Raw genomic sequence first — 16720 nt, forward strand, 5'->3', positions numbered from 1 at the left:
TGCGTCTCAGCGCGGCTGGACGTAGACGTTGATCTCCAGATTGGGATCGCCCGGATCCTTGAGATCGCCGACATATTCCTCGAGGAAGGCGTCCTTCACCACGATGTTCTTGGCCTCGAGATAGGCGGTGATCGTCTCATAGGTCGAATCGATGTCGTCATAGGGCGCGGTGTGGACGAAGCGCAGCGAGCGCCCCGTCGGCGACTGGCCGGCGCGGACACCATTCGCCAGCCCGGCCGTCGCGGCGGCATCCGGCACCCGGTCGACCGGCAGCATGGCCTCGAACTTGAAGCCGTTGTCGTCAGTCTCGATGAACAGGGTCAGGGGCCGCCCTGCAGCCTTGAGCCCGGCCTTGGCCGCCTCCGCGCGCAGCAGCGCGATGCTTTCCGACAGGCGCTGGAAGCCCTGGTCCCAGCTCGCCTGCCCCGGCAGCGTCAGCACCGGCCGGGCGATCAGCCTGACCTCGTCGACATCGGAAGGATTGCCCGGCTTGCCGGCGAGGGTGGCATTGGGATCGGGCGTGCCGGTCTGCTGCTGCACCGGGGGCGCCGCCGGCAGCGGATCCGGCAGGGTCGGCGGCGGCTGCACCGGTTGCGGCTCGAGCGGCACCTGCGGCGCCGGTGCCGGCTGGACCGGCTGCGGCGTCACGGGGGCCTGCGGAGTCGGAGCGGGCTGCACCGGCTGCGTTTCGCTCTGGGCCGGCGGCTGCGTCTGGGGTGCCTGGGCCTGGCCGGTCTGGGGCTGGCCTTGCTGTGGCTGGGTCGACGGCGCGCTCTGCACGGGAGTCACCGGGCCTGTCGTCGCCTGGCCCGGCGGGGGCGCCAGCGGCGCGCTCTCGACGCTGGCCGGCGGCGCGACCCGGGTCTGGGCCGGCGCGGCGACGGGGGCCGCGAGGCCGGCAGCTAAAGCGACCATGCACAGGCTGGAGTATCGCATCCCGAAAATCCTGACCTGACACGACCGATTCGCGTCGTTGCGGCGCAAGCTACGCCGTTCGCATTCGCAGACAAGAGCCCCACAGGGTGGCGTTTTTTCGGCGCCTCGGTCATAGAACCGCATCATCATGGACATGTGACGATATGAACGCCCTCGCGCATCGCCGGTTCCTCAGGATGAACGGGCTCGGCAACGAGATCACCGTGCTCGACCTGCGCGGCGCCAAGCCTGTCGTGTCGGAAGCGCAGGCGCGCGCCATCGCCGCTGCGCCCGGCCTGCATTTCGACCAGCTCATGGTGCTGCACGACCCGAGGACGGCCGGCACCGACGCTTTCGTCCGCATCTACAACACCGACGGCTCCGAGGCCGGCGCCTGCGGCAACGGCACGCGCTGCGTCGCCTGGGCGATGATGGCCGATCCCCAGATGGGCGATCCGACGAGACGCAGCCTGACGCTCGAAACCAAGGGCGGGCTGCTGCCGGCGACGCGGCTCTCGGAGCTGGTCTTCACCGTCGACATGGGCAAGCCGCGCCTCGCCTGGGACGAAATCCCGCTCGCCGAGCCGTTCCACGACACCAGCGGCTTCGAGCTGCAGATCGGCCCGATCGACGCGCCTGTCCTGCACACGCCGGGCGCCGTCAACATGGGCAATCCGCACGCGGTCTTCTTCGTCGACGATCCCTATCGCTTCAATCTGGAGCAGATCGGCCCGCTGCTCGAGAACCACCCGATCTTCCCCGACCGCGCCAATATCGGGCTGGCCGCGGTCAAGGCCCCGGACCATATCGTGCTGCGCGTCTGGGAGCGCGGAGCCGGCATCACCCGCGCCTGCGGCTCCGGCGCCTGCGCCGCGCTGGTCGCCGCCGTCCGGCGCGAGCTCAGCCAGCGCAAGGCCACGGTCAGCCTGCCCGGCGGCGATCTCGTCATCGAATGGCGCGAGAGCGACGGCCATGTCCTGATGACCGGCCCGGTCGAGCTGGAGCGCGAAGGCGCGCTGGAGCCGGCATTGTTCGCCGCTGCCTGAGATGCCGGTCGAGACCCTCACCTTCGGCTGCCGTCTCAACCTCGTCGAGAGCGAGGCGATGCAGGCGCAGGCAGAGGCGGCCGGCCTGCGCGACGTCGCCATCGTCAACAGCTGCGCCGTCACCGCCGAGGCGGTGCGCCAGGCCGGGCAGGCGATCCGCAGGCTGGCCCGCGAGCAGCCGGACCGGCCGGTCGTCGTCACCGGCTGCGCCGCGCAGATCGAACCGGCCCGCTTCGCTGCCATGCCGCAGGTCGCGCAGGTGCTCGGCAATGGCGAGAAGCTGGAGCCGGAAAGCTGGCTTGCGCTCGCGGCCTCCAACAGCCTGCGCGGCGGCGCGGAGCGCCCCGCGCAAGACAGGCTGCGCGTCGGCGACATCATGCTGGCGCGCGGCGCCAGCGCCCAGCGCACGCGCGCGCTTTCCAACCACACTCGCGGCTTCCTGCAGGTCCAGAACGGCTGCGACCATCGCTGCACCTTCTGCGTCATCCCGCTCGGCCGCGGCAATGCCCGCTCGGCTGCGGTCGAGGACGTGGTCGCGCAGGGGCGGGCGCTGGTCGCGGAAGGCGCGCGCGAAATCGTGCTGACCGGCGTCGACCTGACGAGCTACGGCCGCGAAAGGCCGGGCGCGCCATCGCTCGGCGCCCTCGTCCGCAGCCTGCTCGCGGCGCTGCCGGAGCTGCCGCGCCTGCGTCTGTCCTCGCTCGACGCGGTCGAGATCGATGACGAACTGCGCGGGCTGATCGCCGACGAGCCGCGATTGATGCCGCATCTGCATCTTTCGCTGCAATCGGGCGACGATCTCGTCCTCAAGCGCATGAAGCGCCGCCATGGCCGCACCGACGCCGTGCGCTTCTGCCATGAGATGCGGGCGCTCCGGCCCGAGATCGTCTTCGGCGCCGATCTCATCGCCGGCTTCCCGACCGAGGACGAGGCGATGTTCGCCCGCACGCTCGCGCTGATCGAGGAATGCGGCCTGTCCTATGTCCACGGCTTCCCGTTCTCGGCCCGGCCGGGCACGCCGGCAGCACGCATGCCGCAGCTTGCCGGCGAGATCGTGCGGGAGCGGGCCTTGCGCCTGCGCGAGGCGGCGCAGGCCGCCCATCGCCGCCATCTCCAGGCCAGGATCGGGCGGCCGCTCGCCGTGCTGACCGAGCGGGGCGACACCGGCCGGGCCGAGGATTTCACCCTCGTCCGCTTCGGGCACCGCGTTGCGGCGGGCGAGATCGTCCCGGTGACGGCGCAGTCCTGCGGCGACAAGGCGCTGCTCGCGGCTTGACGCGCCGCCCGGTTCCCGCTCATGCAACGACGGACGGCGCAGACGTCTCGCCCATGTCGCAATCCGGACTTAAGGCCAAACGCCATGATCGCTCGCTTCCGCAAGACCGCATTCCGCAAGACCGCCCTCCTCGCCGCACTGCCCTTCGCCCTCGCCTGCTCCGGCGCCGGCGCGCAATCCTATGGCGACCCGGCGAGCGGCCTTTCGGTGTCGCCGCCAAAACCCTTCGTCGGCAAGGCCGGCAAGCCGCATCCGCAGTTCGACGTGACGATCGACATCGATTCGACCACCGGCACCCCCAAGGCGGTCAGCGCCGACGGCGGGCTCTGCACGCTCGGCTTCAAGCCCGCCCACCAGAATGCGGCGCTGAGCCGCGAGGTCATCAACGAGCAGATGGCCAAGCCGGAATGGCAGAAGCTCTATCGCGACATGTTCGAGACGATCGGCACGGTCTCCGACCTGCAGCTCTTCGAGCACCAGGGCTTCACCGGCATCGAGCTGACGGTGACGCCCAAGGCCGGCCCCAATGCCGAGAATGTGCGCATGTTCACTTCGACCATCGAGACGGCCAAGGGGCGCACGGCGCTGATCTGCGTCACCGACAAGGCCGGGCTCGCAGCCGCGCTGCCGCAGTTCAAGGCCTTGCGGGCGACGATCCACGCGCCGGAATAGTCGCCGCGCAGGGTCGGCGCCTGCTCGCGAGGCGCTTGACGTCAGCCCTTTGCTGCGGCCGCAACTTCCTCGCGCAGCGCCCGGCGCAGCACCTTGCCGACATTGGTCTTCGGCAGGGCGTCGCGGAAGATGATCTGCCTGGGCACCTTGTAGCCGGTCAGGCTTTCCTTGCAGAAGCCGCGCAGCGCATCGGCCGTCAGCGCCGGATCCTTCTTCACCACGAAGGCGGTGACGGCCTCGCCGGAATGCTCGTCCGGCAGGCCGATGACCGCCGCCTCGAGCACGCCGGGATGGGCGGCGAGCACGTCCTCGACCTCGTTGGGATAGACGTTGAAGCCCGAGACCAGGATCATGTCCTTCATCCGGTCGACGATCCTGATCTGGCCGTCGGGCAGCATGATGCCGATATCGCCGGAGCGGAAGAAGCCGTCCGGCGTCATCACCTTGGCGGTCTCGTCCGGCCGCCTCCAGTAGCCGGCCATCACCTGCGGCCCGCGGATGCAGATCTCGCCCGGCTCGCCCTGCGGCATCTCGTTGCCGTCGGCGTCGCGGATGGCGATATCGGTCGAGGGCAGCGGAAAGCCGATCGTACCGGTGAACTCGCCGATGTCAGGCCGGTTGACCGAAGCCATCGGCGAGGTCTCGGACAGACCATAGCCCTCGATGATCGGCTTGCCGGTCACCTCCCGCCAGCGCTTGGCGACGACGGCCTGGGTCGCCATGCCGCCGGCGACCGAGAAACGCAGCTCCGAGAAGTCGACATCCTTGATCTCGGGATGGTTGGCCAGCGCGTTGTAGAGCGTGTTGACGCCGGAAAAGAGCGTGAACCGGCTCGATTTCAGCGTCTTGATGAAGCCGGTGATATCGCGCGGATTGGCGATCAGGAGGCCCTTGGCGCCGATCCGCAGCATGAACATGCAGCAGCAGGTCAGCGCGAAGATGTGATAGAGCGGCAGCGCCGTCACCATGACGTGCTGGTAGTCGCTGCGCCCGAGCGGCGGCTCGACCGCCCAGCCGAGCCAGAGCCTGGCCTGCTCGACATTGGCCGCGACGTTGCGATGGGTCAGCACCGCGCCCTTGGCGACGCCGGTGGTCCCGCCGGTATACTGCAGGAAGGCGATGTCGTCGGGCGTGACCGTCACCGGCGCCATCGTGGCAGGTCCCGCCAGGATCGCCTTCAGCTGGAACGAGCCCGGCAGGACGAAGGGCTTGACCACTTTCTTGACCTTGCGGGCGACGAAATTGACGATCGTCCCCTTGAACCCCATCAGGTCGCCGGCCGTCGCGACGACGATGGCGTCGAGCTTCAGCTTCGGCCGCGCCTCCTCGACGACATGGGCGAAATTCTCGATCACCACCAGGGCACGGGCCTCTGAATCGGCGAGCTGATGGGTCAGCTCGCGCGCCGTGTAGAGTGGATTGACGTTGACGACGGCATAGCCGCCGAGCAGCGCGCCGAAGATCGTCGCCGGGTAGGCGAGGATGTTCGGCATCATCAGCGCGATGCGGTCGCCCTTCTGGAAACCCTGTCCCTGCAGCCAGGCGCAGAAGGTCCGCGCAGCGCGGCCGGTCTCGGCATAGGTCAGGGGCTTGCCGAAGCTCTCGAAGGCGTGGCGTTGCGGATAGAACTCGCAGGCCGAGCGGATCAGCTCGGCCAGGGTGCCGGGCGCATCGGCGGCGATCTCGGCCGGCACGGCCGCCGGATAATGCGCCAGCCAGGGCCGCGGGTCAGGCCCGGTCTCCGCGGCGGGAATCGCGTTCATCGTCGTCCTCCCTTTTGCGCTTCCACACCCTGTTTCCGGGCTTCGGAAGCTCACCGGAGCCGGTCCGCGGCGGCTCTTCGCCCAGCGGAAATCCGTCTCTTCTCATGGTCTTGCACTACACTGCGAAATGCCTGCGGCGGGTGCAAGCACCCGCCGCATTTCCATACCCAAAAAAGTTTACATATGAACTTTATACCCGGCAACCGGATTATCGGGCCTGCGCCATCGCCTGCGCCGCCACCACCGCGTCGGCCGACTTGCCGGCGAGCTCGGAGAGATGATCGAAGCGGGCGCTGAACGAGCCGACCCCGGCGGTCGCCGAGCGCAATTCGACGATCAGCCCTCCCATCTCGGCCTCCGGCACCTGGGCGTTGATCTGGTCCCAGCCGCGCCAGCCCGGCCGCGCATCATAACCGAGGATCTGGCCGCGCCGCGCCGAGACCAGCGCCGAAGCACGCGACATCGCATCCGAGGGGATCACGATCTCGACGGCCAGGATCGGCTCGAGCAGCACCGGCTTGGCCTGCGGACAGGCCTCGCTCATCGCGATCCGCGCCGCCTGGCGGAAGGCCATGTCGGAGGAATCGACCGTGTGGTAGGAGCCGTCCGTCAGGGTCACCTCGATATCGACCAGCGGAAAGCCGAGCGGCCCGCGCTGGCAATAGTCGCGCACGCCGGCCTCGACCGAAGAGATGTACTGCCGCGGCACGACGCCACCGGTGATGCGGTCGACGAAGCGGATGCCTTCGCCGCGCGCCAGCGGAGCGATCTCCAGCACGACATCGCCGAACTGGCCATGGCCGCCGCTCTGCTTGCGATGCCGGCCGCGCGCCCCGGCCTTGCCGCGGATGCTCTCGCGATAGCCGACCTCGGGGTTGGCGCTCTCGACCGCGACGCCATAGCGGCCGGAGAGCCGCTCCAGCGCGACGCGCAGATGCATCTCGCCCTGCCCCGACAGGCGCATCTCGCCGAACTCGGCCAGATGCGCCAGGCTCAGCCCGGTATCCTCCTCGGTCAGCCTGGCCAGCGCCGCCGCCAGCCGGACATCGTCCTTGCGCTCCTTCACCGTCACCGCCAGCGCATGCACCGGTTCGGGCGGCGCGACCGCACTGATCGCATCCGGCCTCACTTTTCCCGCAGCGATCGCCTCGCCGGTGCGCACGCCTTCCAGGCGCGAGAACGCCGCCACCTCGCCCTCTTCGGCAACCGGCTGGCGCTGCTGCTCGGCCCCCTTCAGCTCGAGCACGCCGCCGATGCGGGCCTCGATGCCGGCCGAGGAGGTCACCGTGTCGCCCTCGGCGAGCCGGCCGCGCAGCACCCTGGCGAGCGAGAGCTTGCCGCCTTGGCCGGAATGCCAGGTCTTCATCACCAGCCCCAGCGGCGCGCCCTCGCCAATCACGCCGATGCGGCCGCGGGTCGCCTCCAGGCCCGGTGCCTCGTGCCGCAGCGCCTTGAGCAGGCGCGTCACGCCATTGCCGCGCTCCGCCGCGCCGATCAGCACCGGCACGACATGGCGCTCCTTCAGCTCGCGGGCGAGATCGTCGAAGACCAGGTCGCGCGGCGGCTCGAGGTCGCCGAGCAGGTCCTCCATCAGGGCGTCGTCATAGTCGGCGAGCTTCTCGAGCATCGAGAAGCGGGCATCGCGCTCGCGCTCGGCCTCCTCGGGGGCGAGCGGCACGATCTCGCTCGGCGCATGCTCGCGGTAGACGAAGGCGCGCTCCAGCGCGAGGTCGATGAAGCCGACCGCGATGCCGTTGCGCCAGATCGGGATCTGCCGCAGCAGCAGCGGCGTGCGCGAGGCGCGCTGCAGCAGGGCCAAGGTCTCGCGCACCCGGCGCGCCGCGGCGTCGATCTTGTTGAGGAACAGGAAGCGCGGGATGTCGGCTTCCTCGAGCTCGCGCAGCACCAGTTCCAAAGCGGGCGCCTTGCGGTCGTCGGCCTCGCAGACCACCACCGCGGCATCGACCGCCATCAGGACATGGCGCATCTCATGCAGGAACTCGACCGAGCCGGGGCAGTCGATGAAGGTGAAGCGCTCGCCGAGGAAGGTGACGCTGGCGACATTCGGCTCGGTGCTCATCTGGTGGGCACGGGCCTCGGCCGAGGCGTCGCCGACACTGTTCTTCGTCTTCACCGAGCCGGCACGGGAGACAGCGCCGCAGCGCGCCAGGATGCTTTCGAACAGGCTGGTCTTGCCGCTCTGGAAGGGACCGACGATGGCGATGCATCGCGGCCCCCTGCCTCTGACCCCGGATGAGGTTCCTCCATTGACGGAAGTCGCAGCCATGTCGTCCTCCTTCGGTTCTGGCCGCGCGGAGACGCCAAGGCTGAAGGCCTCGCTCCCGGCGGCGGAAGGCCGGCGGGAGCGGAAAAGCACCCACGCCGGCAAGGCGGCGGTCGCTCGGGCCCGACCGGGTCGGGCGGCCGTCGAAGAGGGATGTCGAGGGGAAGGTTCGCGCCGAATGAAAGTGGGCGCAAGGGGAATGTTCCGGCACGTTAAATCTGTCGGGCTGTCGGCTCGCCGACCCGCACGTGAGTCGTCCCGGGCGACCGAAGGGAGACCCGGGACCCATGCCAGAGCCTCACCGACAATGGCTCAGGCATGGGTCCCGGATCGGCGCAGCTTCGCTGCTCGTCCGGGACGACCTCGCTTATTCGCGCCAGAGCACGCGCCGATCAGATTGATCCAACCTGATCGGATCCGACTCTAGCGATTGCGCCGCTGCCCACGCAATGTCGGCAGGCCGATGCCTACCGCGTCGAAGCCGCCATCGACGGCGAGCACCTGGCCGGTGATGTAGCTCGCCTTGTCGCTGCACAAGAAGAAGATCGCCTCGGCCAGCTCCTCCTCCAGCCCGTAGCGGGCGAGCGGGATGGCATCGTGATAATCGGCGCGGATCTCGGGTGAGTGCACCGCCTTGGCCATCGCCGTCTCGACCGGCCCGGGCGCAACCGCGTTGACCCGGATGCCGAGCCCGGCGAGCTCGGCCGCCTGCTGCTTGGTGAGATGGGCGAGTGCCGCCTTGCTGGTGCCGTAGGCGACGCGCAGCGTCGAGGCGCGCAGGCCCGAGATCGAGGTGATGTTGACGATGGCCCCGCCGCCAGCGTCGGCCATCGCCGCCGCCGCCGCCTGCGTCGTCAGGAACGGTCCCGTCAGGTTGACGTCCAGCACCCGCTGCCACTCCGCATGGGTCGTCTCGAGCAACGGCTTGAACACCGCCGTGCCGGCATTGTTGACCAGCGCATCGAGCCGGCCGAAGCGTTCGACCGTGGCGTCGACCGCGGCCGCGACCGCGGCGGGTTCGGCGACATCGCAGACCAGCGAAAGCGTGACCGTCGGCGCGTCGAGTTCGGCCATCGCCTCACCCAGGCCATGCGCGTCGATATCGAGCAGCGCGACGCGCCAGTTGTCGGCGAGGAAGCGCTTGACCGTCGCCAGCCCGATGCCGCGCGCGGCACCGGTGACGAGGACGGTCCTGATCGAGCTTTCCGGCATTTCACAACTCCCCGACAACAGACTTACCGCTTCCTTACAGCCGGCCGCACGCGGCCGGAAGCGCTCTTGCTGCTCCGCCGCCGCCGGTATTCACCGAAACGCGGCAGCGACCAGGAAGAGGCCGGAAAACAGCATCATGGCGTCGAGCAGGAGCTGGAAGGTTGCCCGGTCCATGCGCATCACCAGCGCCTTGCCGACGAAGGTTCCGAGCATCAGCGAAGCGCCGACGATCACCCCCTTGGCGAAGATCGGCAGCGGCATCGCGCCCAGCGTCCGGAAGGTCGCGACCTTGGTCAGGTAGATGAACAGCGAGGTCGCAGCCTCCGTCGAGAGCAGCGCGCCCTTGGTCAGGCCATAGGCCAGGAAGGCGGGAATGCTGAGCGGCCCGGTCGAGAGCACCAGCCCGGTCAGGAAGCCGATGGCGGCCCCGGCCAGGGAAAGCTGCCACAGGCTGAACCTGATCTTCCGGGCCTCCAGCCAGCGTCGTCCCGGGATCATCAGCAGGAAGAACAGGCCGAGCCCGACATCGATCGCCGCCGAGGGCAGTTGCAGCAGCGTGCTGGCGCCCAGCATCGCCGCCGGCACGCCCGGCAGCCCGTAGGCGAGGAAGGCGCGCCAGTCGACCTCGCGCCACCAGGCGACGACCCGCGCCAGGTTTCCCATCACCGCGGCGACCGCCATGATCGGCACCGCCTGCTTCGGCCCGAAGGACCAGACCAGGACGGGCAGGAGCATGATCGACGAGCCGGTCCCGACCACGCCGCCGACGACGCCGGCCGCCAGCCCGACCAGCAGGGTGAACAGCGAGGCGTAGGTCAGGATATCGGCCGGCATGCTGCACCTCGTCGCCGCGCCGGCGAAGGTGTACCGCATCCGATTCCCGTAGCGTCATGCAAGCGCTCTTTGCGGTCGCGGCCGCGCTGCTGCCATCTCCGGCATCGGCACCGTCTCGACAAAGGGCGATTCCTCCTGTATGGCCCCGCACTCAACTGAAAACAGCGCGCCGTAACGCCCGCGTGAACACACGCGACAACGGCCATGGAGAGACCCATGAACATCATCGAGCAGATCGACCAGGAGCAGATCGCCAAGCTCTCCGAGGCCAAGGAAATCCCGCATTTCCAGCCCGGCGACACGGTGCAGGTCAACGTCAAGGTCAAGGAAGGCGAGCGCAGCCGCGTCCAGGCCTATGAGGGCGTCTGCATCGCCCGCAATGGCGGCGGCCTCAACCAGAGCTTCACCGTCCGCAAGATTTCCTATGGCGAGGGCGTCGAGCGCGTCTTCCCGCTGTATTCGCCGAACCTCGATTCCATCAAGGTCGTCCGCAAGGGCAAGGTTCGCCGCGCCAAGCTGTATTACCTGCGCGATCGCCGCGGCAAGTCGGCCCGTATCGCCGAGCGCGTCGAGGCCCGGCCGGCCAAGCCGGCCAAGGGCGGCGCGAAGTAAGCGCTCCCTCCAGCGATTTTCCGAAAACGCGGCCTCTCGGGGCCGCGTTTTGCGTTTCAGGCGAGGCTCGCCAGCCGCGCCAGCAGCTCCTCGGCATCCGCCGCGTTCTGATAGAGCCCAAAGCCGAGACGCAGCCGGTCGCCGCGCAGATCGGCGACGATTCCGGCCTGCTCCAGCCGCTGATGCCAGTCGGCAGCCCGGGCATGGCGGAAGGTCAGGAAATTGCCGCGCGCCGATTCGTGCATCGGCACGACGAGGTTCTCCAAAGCGAGCACACCACAGGGCCGGCGAGCGAGGCCCGCGGCCACGATCTCCTGCAAGGCCAGTGCATGCGCATGGATCCTGCGCGCGTCCAGCGCATGCCCATCGAGCCAGTCGAACACCGCGCCCATGCGGTAGAGGCCGGACGGATCGAAGGTCGCGCCCATGAAGCGCCAGCCGTTCTCGGCATAGCCGACGCCGCCCTGCGGGCCGGAAAGCGCGCCGAAGGAGGCATACCAGCCGGTGTCGCGGGGCCGCGCGGCAAAGCCGGGCGGGCAGTGCATGAAGCAGGCACCCTCGCCCGACATCGCATATTTGTAGCCACCGGCGATGTAGAAGGCCTTGTCGGCGATGCGCGACAGGTCGGTCGGGCGCGCCAGGAAGCCGTGATAGCCGTCGATCACCACGAGCCGGCCGGGGGCGCAGAGACCCTCGACCAGCGCCTCGAGATCGGCGAGCGCGAAGCCGGAATTGAACTGGACCTGGCTGACGAAGACCATGGCGATGTCGGGGTCCGCCTGCGCCGCCTCGATCAGCCGGCTGGGGAAGCTCCCGAAAGGCTCGGCCGGCACCACGACCAGTTGCACCAGCCCGTCCTCCGCCAGGCGCTCGGTCTGGCGCCGGAAGGAATGGAACTCGCCATCGCTGGTCAGGATACGCGCCGGGCGGCCGGCGGGCAGGCTGGAGATCAGCCGGTTGACGAATTCATGGGTGTTGTTGGCGGGAACGAGGCTGTCGGTGCCCGGCAGGCCCAGATGCCGCGCCACGCCCTGCGCCACCCGCTGCCAGACCGGGCCGAGCACCTCCTCCCATTTACCGTCGACCAGGCGGGCCGCATCGTCCCAGCAGCGCAGTTGTGCCTCGCGTGTGACATCCGGCCAGAAATGATGGCTGTGCGCCGCGAAATGCAGCCGCTCCGGCCAGCCCTGGCGGAAGCGCGAAAAGGCCGCGGAAAAATCGAAGGGCGGCGCGGCGGTGCCTGCCGCCGTCCTTGTCGCAACCTCGCCCGATGCCGTCATCGCACCCTCGCCGCAGCTTGCTCGCCCGCCAAAATACTTTAAGCTTAAAATATCGCTCGCCCGCCAACCGTCAAGGCGGGCCCGCAGGCACCGAGAGGTCGCGATGGCCGAAGATAAAGCCGCCCGCGAGGCCGGCTCCCAAGCGAGCCGGATCGAGCCCGGCATCGCCACCGATTTCAAGGATCGGATGGATTACGCCTCCTATCTCGGGCTCGACCTGCTGCTCGCGGCGCAAAAGCCGCTGAGCGACGCGCCCGACGAGCTGCTGTTCATCACCATCCATCAGGTCCAGGAACTCTGGCTGAAGCTCGCGACCCACGAGCTCGACGGCGCCATCGCCGCGATCCGCAACGACGAATTGCAGCCGGCGTTCAAGTCGCTGGCGCGGGTCTCGCGCATCCAGGCGCAGCTGATCAGCGCCTGGGATGTGCTCTCGACCATGACCCCGGCCGACTACCTCGCCTTCCGCGACGCGCTCGGCCAGTCCTCAGGCTTCCAGTCCTACCAGTACCGAGCGCTCGAATTCCGCCTCGGCGCCAAGGATGCGCGGATGCTCGCCATGCACCGCCACCACGAGGCGCATCACGCCCATCTCGAGGCCCTGCTGGCGGCGCCTAGCCTTTATGACGAGGCCCTGCGGCTGCTCGCCCGGCGCGGCCTGCCGGTGCCCGCCGATTGCGTCGAGCGCGACTGGCGCGAGCCGCATGTCTCGAACCTGGCGGTGCGCGCGGCCTGGCTCGCGGTCTATCGCGACACCTACACCTATTTCGACCTCTATGAGCTCGCCGAGGAGCTCGTCGACGTCGAGGATCAGTTCCAGCAATGGCGCTTCCGCCACATGAAGACGGTCGAGCGCATCATCGGCTTCAAGCCCGGCACCGGCGGCTCCAGCGGCGTGAAGTTCCTCAGGACCGCGCTGGAACGCTCCTTCTTTCCTGAACTCTGGGAGCTGCGCAGCGAATTGTGACCGGCCGAGCGGCTCGCCAGCCCCCTCTCCCTCTCTCCCCGTTCCGGGAGAGAGAGGCGCCTTCTGCTCCATCGTCGCGAAAGGTGAGGGCGCGGGAGCCCTCTCCCGGAACGGGGGAGGGTTGGGAGGGGGCGCGCTCAGCCGGAGGAGCGCCTCTACTCCTGATTGCCGAAGGTCATGTCCCGCCGCGCCGTCAGGATGCTGATCGAATAACCGGCGATCACGTCGACCAGCGACATCAAGGTGATGATCAGGAAGGTGCCGGAGCCGAAACCCGGGACGAACAGGAAGATCAGCCCGCAGGCGATGAACACCACCAGCGACAGGCCATGGTTCAGGATCGAGCTCGACTTGGCGCTGGTCGCGTTCATGATCTCGAAGAACAGCACCACCGTCGAGATCGAGAGCAGGAGCTCGCTCATGGTCAGGGTGAAGACCGTCCCCGATGGCAGCTGCAGGTTCAGGACTTCGCTCGACAGCGGCACGCCCATGGCCGCCACCGTGACGCCATAGGCGACGACCGCCAGCACCATGAAGGGAAAGAAGCGTACCATCTCGTCACCCATGCCGTTGCCGCCGCCATCTGCAGGGCGGGCCGCCAGCAGCCGTTAAAGCACGTTCCGGCGTTCGGGGAAGCTGTTTTGCGGCGCGCGGACCAGTCGGGGCGGCCGGCAAGCCCGCGGCTGCCGGAAGGGCGCCCTGCCGCCGCTTCGCGTTGCCGGCGCAGATTGGAACTGATAGAACCATGGCATGAACAGGAAGCGACCCATTCAGGACGGTTGCCGGCGCGTGATGCGCCGCACGCTGAATCCGCGCCGCTTCCCGACGACGCAGGGTTTTGCCGCGTTGCATGACCACGCCCGCCTGCCCTGGCGCTTCTTCGGCCGCTTCACGGCCTCGCTCGCAGCCGGCCTTAGCCTGGCCTGAGACCGGCCGCCCGGCCGGCGACAGGCCGTCGCGACGCGCACCCGGCCCATGCGGCCGCCAAGACGATTTCCGTACCGAAGGCACGAAGCCAATGACTGCGACCAAAGCCCCCTCCACCCTCTACGACAAGATTTTCGAGGACCATGTCGTCGACCGCCAGGACGACGGAACCTGCCTGCTCTATATCGACCGGCATCTGGTCCATGAGGTCACCAGCCCGCAGGCCTTCGAGGGCCTGCGCATGACCGGCCGCAAGGTCCACGCCCCGGGCAAGACGCTGGCCGTCGTCGACCACAACATCCCGACGACCGACCGCAAGGCCGGCATCGCCGAGGAGGAGAGCCGCATCCAGGTCGAGGCGCTGGCCAGGAACGCCAAGGATTTCGGCGTCGAGTATTTCGACGAGCTCGATATCCGCCAAGGCATCGTCCACATCGTCGGCCCCGAGCAGGGCTTCACCCTGCCCGGCACGACGATCGTCTGCGGCGACAGCCACACCTCGACCCACGGCGCTTTCGGCGCCCTCGCGCACGGCATCGGCACCTCCGAGGTCGAGCATGTGCTGGCGACCCAGACGCTGATCCAGAAGAAAGCCAGGAACATGCTCGTCCAGGTGGACGGCACGCTGGCCAAGGGCGTCACCGCCAAGGACATCACCCTCGCCATCATCGGCGAGATCGGCACCGCGGGCGGCACCGGCTCGGTGATCGAATATGCCGGTGAGGCGATCCGTGCCCTCTCCATGGAAGGGCGCATGACCGTCTGCAACATGGCGATCGAAGGCGGCGCGCGCGCCGGCATGATCGCCCCGGACGAGAAGGCCTTCGCCTATCTCAAGGGCCGGCCGCGGGCGCCGCAAGGCGCCGCCTGGGACGCGGCACAGCGCTATTGGGAGACGCTGCGCACCGACGAGGGCGCGAATTTCGACCGTATCGTCACGCTCGACGCCAACAACCTGCCGCCGATCGTCTCCTGGGGCACCAGCCCCGAGGACGTCATCTCGGTCGCCGGCAGCGTGCCCGATCCGGAGCAGATCGCCGACGAGGTCAAGCGTGCCTCGAAGAAGCGGGCGCTCGAATATATGGGCCTCACCGCCGGGACGAAGATGACCGAGATCCCGCTCGACGTGATCTGGATCGGCTCCTGCACCAATGGCCGCATCGAGGATCTGCGCGCCGTCGCCAAGATCGTCGAAGGCAAGAAGATCCATGACAGCCTGGATTACGCCATGGTGGTGCCGGGCTCCGGCCTGGTGAAGCAGCAGGCGGAAGCCGAAGGCATCGACAAGATCCTGATCGCCGCCGGCTTCGAATGGCGCGAGCCGGGCTGCTCGATGTGCCTCGGCATGAATCCCGACCAGCTCAAGCCGGGCCAGCGCGCCGCCTCGACCTCGAACCGCAATTTCGAGGGCCGGCAGGGCTATCGCGGCCGCACCCACCTCGTCTCCCCCGCCATGGCGGCGGCGGCGGCGCTGGTCGGCCATTTCGTCGATGTGAGGCAATTGGGCTGAAGACTGAACCAGTCGGAGACGGAAGCGAGCGATGCCGACTGCCCTGCGCGACGGCCCGTATCGCTTCCTGTTCTTCAGCGCGGACTGCGTCGAGCCGGCTCACATGCATGTGCAGCGCGACGACAAGCTCGCGAAGATCTGGCTTCACGATCTGTCATTCGCCGATACTGGAGGCTTTTCGCCACGGGAGCTCGCGCGCATAATCGCGACCGCCCGCGACCGGAAAGCCTACCTGCAGGAACGCTGGAATGAGCATTGCAAAGGCCACGGATAAGGTTGCCATCCGCAATGTCCATTGCGACGGGACGATGCTTTTCGTCGACCTGTCCGATGGACGGACGCTTGGCACGCCGCTGTTTTGGTACCCGCGTCTGCTCAATGCCACGGCGGGGCAGCGAGCGAGCTGGCAGTTGCTCGGCGGCGGCACCGGCGTGCACTGGCCGGAGATCGACGAGGACCTGTCGCTCGAAGGCATGCTCGCCGGCCGCTCGGCACCGGGTGTCGTGACGTGACCATCGATCCCCGCGAAGCCGACCGCGCCAAGGAGGCCAGGGAAGCGCTCGAGCGCGTCAAGCGCGACGATGAGAGCTTCCTCGGCTCCTCCATGGCGCGCGCCGCCGACCATTTCTCCGGCAGGGACGCGCCGGAGGGCGACAAAATCGAGCTCTGGGGCCGGCGCATCGGCCGCTTCCTCTCGCTCCTCGCCTTCATCGGCCTGTCCTGGTGGCTCGGGCATCAACTGAAGGTCTGGTGATGGGCAGCGTTCCCTCGATCAAGGCTGCGGCGGGCGCTTCAGCTCAGGCGCAAGGCTCCCCGAGCCCCGGCTGGGACGCGCTGCGCGCGCCCTCGATCGCCGCGCTCGAAGAGCTGGCGCAGGTGGCCTTCGACCGCCTGCCGGCGGATTTCCGCCGGCTCTGCGCCGACCTGGTCATCAACGTCACCGATTTCCCCGAGGACGACGTCCTGAAGGAGCTCGAGGCGGAGAGCCCGTTCGACCTGCTCGGCCTGTTCTCCGGCGTCGGCCTGCCACAGCAGGGCTATGCGCCGCAGACCGGGCAGATGCCCAACACCATCCATCTCTACCGCCGCCCGATCCTCGATTACTGGGCGGAGAACGACGAGAGCCTCGGCGCGATCGTGACCCATGTCCTGGTGCACGAGATCGGCCATCATTTCGGATTCGACGACGACGACATGGAAGCGATCGAGCGCGCGGCGGGATAACCCGCGCCGCAAGCCGCTTCCCATCATTCAGGAGTTCAGACCATGCAGCCCTTCACCACCCTGACCTCGACCCCCGCCCCGCTGAAGGTGATCAATGTCGACACCGACATGATCATCCCCAAGCAGTATCTGAAGACGATCAAGCGCACCGGCCTCGGCACCGCGCTGTTCTCGGAGATGCGCTACAAGGAGGACGGT

General features: G+C 68.4%; 18 protein-coding genes and 1 pseudogene. 12 read left to right on the top strand and 7 right to left on the bottom strand.

Annotated features, from left to right (window positions below; genetic code table 11):
- Positions 1-6: 6 nt before the first annotated feature.
- The gene (locus tag V6M56_RS14145) at positions 7-936 is read right to left on the bottom strand and encodes a GyrI-like domain-containing protein (protein WP_332684715.1); all 930 of its coding nucleotides are present in this window, start codon (positions 934-936) and stop codon (positions 7-9) included.
- 143 nt (positions 937-1079) lie between these two features.
- On the opposite strand from V6M56_RS14145, the gene dapF reads away from it, so the two are divergent.
- From dapF to V6M56_RS14160, 3 genes are all read left to right on the top strand, one after another.
- Positions 1080-1961, top strand: a complete 882-nt coding sequence (gene dapF / locus V6M56_RS14150) for a diaminopimelate epimerase (protein ID WP_332684717.1) — start codon at positions 1080-1082, stop codon at positions 1959-1961.
- Between the two features lies 1 nt (position 1962).
- Entirely contained in the window at positions 1963-3237 is a 1275-nt protein-coding gene (gene mtaB, locus V6M56_RS14155) for a tRNA (N(6)-L-threonylcarbamoyladenosine(37)-C(2))-methylthiotransferase MtaB (RefSeq protein WP_332684719.1), read from the top strand.
- A gap of 84 nt (positions 3238-3321) precedes the next feature.
- The gene (locus V6M56_RS14160) at positions 3322-3909 is read left to right on the top strand and encodes a hypothetical protein (protein ID WP_332684721.1); all 588 of its coding nucleotides are present in this window, start codon (positions 3322-3324) and stop codon (positions 3907-3909) included.
- Between the two features lie 41 nt (positions 3910-3950).
- On the opposite strand, the gene V6M56_RS14165 is transcribed toward V6M56_RS14160, so the two are convergent.
- The 4 genes from V6M56_RS14165 to V6M56_RS14180 all read right to left on the bottom strand — a co-directional run bounded on the left by V6M56_RS14165 (position 3951) and on the right by V6M56_RS14180 (position 10002).
- Complete coding sequence (locus tag V6M56_RS14165; RefSeq protein ID WP_332684724.1) at positions 3951-5672, bottom strand: AMP-binding protein; 1722 nt, start codon at positions 5670-5672, stop codon at positions 3951-3953.
- Between the two features lie 208 nt (positions 5673-5880).
- A complete protein-coding gene (locus V6M56_RS14170; RefSeq protein WP_332684725.1) occupies positions 5881-7959 on the bottom strand; it encodes an elongation factor G in 2079 nt (692 codons plus the stop codon).
- Between the two features lie 420 nt (positions 7960-8379).
- A complete protein-coding gene (locus V6M56_RS14175) occupies positions 8380-9168 on the bottom strand; it encodes an SDR family NAD(P)-dependent oxidoreductase (protein ID WP_332684726.1) in 789 nt (262 codons plus the stop codon).
- A gap of 90 nt (positions 9169-9258) precedes the next feature.
- Entirely contained in the window at positions 9259-10002 is a 744-nt protein-coding gene (locus V6M56_RS14180) for a sulfite exporter TauE/SafE family protein (protein WP_332684730.1), read from the bottom strand.
- A gap of 216 nt (positions 10003-10218) precedes the next feature.
- Between V6M56_RS14180 and rplS the strand changes: the two genes are divergently transcribed.
- On the top strand, positions 10219-10614 hold the full coding sequence (gene rplS, locus V6M56_RS14185; protein ID WP_332684731.1) for a 50S ribosomal protein L19: 396 nt from the start codon (positions 10219-10221) through the stop codon (positions 10612-10614).
- A gap of 56 nt (positions 10615-10670) precedes the next feature.
- Here rplS and V6M56_RS14190 read toward each other — a convergent pair whose 3' ends face one another.
- Positions 10671-11894, bottom strand: a complete 1224-nt coding sequence (locus V6M56_RS14190; RefSeq protein ID WP_332684733.1) for an aminotransferase class V-fold PLP-dependent enzyme — start codon at positions 11892-11894, stop codon at positions 10671-10673.
- A 103-nt stretch (positions 11895-11997) separates the two neighbouring features.
- On the opposite strand from V6M56_RS14190, the gene kynA reads away from it, so the two are divergent.
- On the top strand, positions 11998-12861 hold the full coding sequence (gene kynA, locus V6M56_RS14195) for a tryptophan 2,3-dioxygenase (RefSeq protein ID WP_332684735.1): 864 nt from the start codon (positions 11998-12000) through the stop codon (positions 12859-12861).
- 155 nt (positions 12862-13016) lie between these two features.
- On the opposite strand, the gene V6M56_RS14200 is transcribed toward kynA, so the two are convergent.
- Entirely contained in the window at positions 13017-13427 is a 411-nt protein-coding gene (locus V6M56_RS14200) for a hypothetical protein (RefSeq protein ID WP_332684737.1), read from the bottom strand.
- A gap of 226 nt (positions 13428-13653) precedes the next feature.
- Here V6M56_RS14200 and V6M56_RS14205 point away from each other — a divergent pair, with 226 nt between their 5' ends.
- The 7 genes and pseudogenes from V6M56_RS14205 to V6M56_RS14235 all read left to right on the top strand — a co-directional run.
- On the top strand, positions 13654-13788 hold the full coding sequence (locus V6M56_RS14205; protein ID WP_332684739.1) for a hypothetical protein: 135 nt from the start codon (positions 13654-13656) through the stop codon (positions 13786-13788).
- Between the two features lie 91 nt (positions 13789-13879).
- Positions 13880-15298 carry a 3-isopropylmalate dehydratase large subunit gene (leuC, locus tag V6M56_RS14210; RefSeq protein ID WP_332684741.1) on the top strand — a complete coding sequence of 473 codons (1419 nt, stop codon included), beginning with the start codon at positions 13880-13882 and terminating at the stop codon, positions 15296-15298.
- A 31-nt stretch (positions 15299-15329) separates the two neighbouring features.
- On the top strand, positions 15330-15572 hold the full coding sequence (locus tag V6M56_RS14215; protein WP_332684742.1) for a DUF4160 domain-containing protein: 243 nt from the start codon (positions 15330-15332) through the stop codon (positions 15570-15572).
- On the top strand, positions 15547-15810 hold the full coding sequence (locus tag V6M56_RS14220) for a DUF2442 domain-containing protein (RefSeq protein ID WP_332684744.1): 264 nt from the start codon (positions 15547-15549) through the stop codon (positions 15808-15810). Before V6M56_RS14215 ends, V6M56_RS14220 begins: the two co-directional genes overlap by 26 nt.
- Positions 15807-16052 carry a hypothetical protein gene (locus V6M56_RS14225; protein ID WP_332684746.1) on the top strand — a complete coding sequence of 82 codons (246 nt, stop codon included), beginning with the start codon at positions 15807-15809 and terminating at the stop codon, positions 16050-16052. Before V6M56_RS14220 ends, V6M56_RS14225 begins: the two co-directional genes overlap by 4 nt.
- Positions 16052-16522, top strand: a complete 471-nt coding sequence (locus V6M56_RS14230; RefSeq protein WP_332684747.1) for a metallopeptidase family protein — start codon at positions 16052-16054, stop codon at positions 16520-16522. Before V6M56_RS14225 ends, V6M56_RS14230 begins: the two co-directional genes overlap by 1 nt.
- A gap of 42 nt (positions 16523-16564) precedes the next feature.
- Positions 16565-16720 (top strand): annotated as a pseudogene (locus V6M56_RS14235) (3-isopropylmalate dehydratase small subunit); the annotation flags it as partial.

The organism is Allobosea sp. (assembly GCF_036675845.1).
In the GTDB taxonomy this organism is placed as follows: Bacteria; Pseudomonadota; Alphaproteobacteria; order Rhizobiales; family Beijerinckiaceae; genus Allobosea.

Bases quoted from the DNA above. Each gene is read 5' to 3' on its own strand.
- V6M56_RS14145 (WP_332684715.1), bottom strand. From the start codon at position 936: ATGCGATACTCCAGCCTGTGCATGGTCGCTTTAGCTGCCGGCCTCGCG.
- dapF (WP_332684717.1), top strand. From the start codon at position 1,080: ATGAACGCCCTCGCGCATCGCCGGTTCCTCAGGATGAACGGGCTCGGC.
- mtaB (WP_332684719.1), top strand. From the start codon at position 1,963: ATGCCGGTCGAGACCCTCACCTTCGGCTGCCGTCTCAACCTCGTCGAG.
- V6M56_RS14160 (WP_332684721.1), top strand. From the start codon at position 3,322: ATGATCGCTCGCTTCCGCAAGACCGCATTCCGCAAGACCGCCCTCCTC.
- V6M56_RS14165 (WP_332684724.1), bottom strand. From the start codon at position 5,672: ATGAACGCGATTCCCGCCGCGGAGACCGGGCCTGACCCGCGGCCCTGG.
- V6M56_RS14170 (WP_332684725.1), bottom strand. From the start codon at position 7,959: ATGGCTGCGACTTCCGTCAATGGAGGAACCTCATCCGGGGTCAGAGGC.
- V6M56_RS14175 (WP_332684726.1), bottom strand. From the start codon at position 9,168: ATGCCGGAAAGCTCGATCAGGACCGTCCTCGTCACCGGTGCCGCGCGC.
- V6M56_RS14180 (WP_332684730.1), bottom strand. From the start codon at position 10,002: ATGCCGGCCGATATCCTGACCTACGCCTCGCTGTTCACCCTGCTGGTC.
- rplS (WP_332684731.1), top strand. From the start codon at position 10,219: ATGAACATCATCGAGCAGATCGACCAGGAGCAGATCGCCAAGCTCTCC.
- V6M56_RS14190 (WP_332684733.1), bottom strand. From the start codon at position 11,894: ATGACGGCATCGGGCGAGGTTGCGACAAGGACGGCGGCAGGCACCGCC.
- kynA (WP_332684735.1), top strand. From the start codon at position 11,998: ATGGCCGAAGATAAAGCCGCCCGCGAGGCCGGCTCCCAAGCGAGCCGG.
- V6M56_RS14200 (WP_332684737.1), bottom strand. From the start codon at position 13,427: ATGGGTGACGAGATGGTACGCTTCTTTCCCTTCATGGTGCTGGCGGTC.
- V6M56_RS14205 (WP_332684739.1), top strand. From the start codon at position 13,654: ATGCGCCGCACGCTGAATCCGCGCCGCTTCCCGACGACGCAGGGTTTT.
- leuC (WP_332684741.1), top strand. From the start codon at position 13,880: ATGACTGCGACCAAAGCCCCCTCCACCCTCTACGACAAGATTTTCGAG.
- V6M56_RS14215 (WP_332684742.1), top strand. From the start codon at position 15,330: ATGCCGACTGCCCTGCGCGACGGCCCGTATCGCTTCCTGTTCTTCAGC.
- V6M56_RS14220 (WP_332684744.1), top strand. From the start codon at position 15,547: ATGAGCATTGCAAAGGCCACGGATAAGGTTGCCATCCGCAATGTCCAT.
- V6M56_RS14230 (WP_332684747.1), top strand. From the start codon at position 16,052: ATGGGCAGCGTTCCCTCGATCAAGGCTGCGGCGGGCGCTTCAGCTCAG.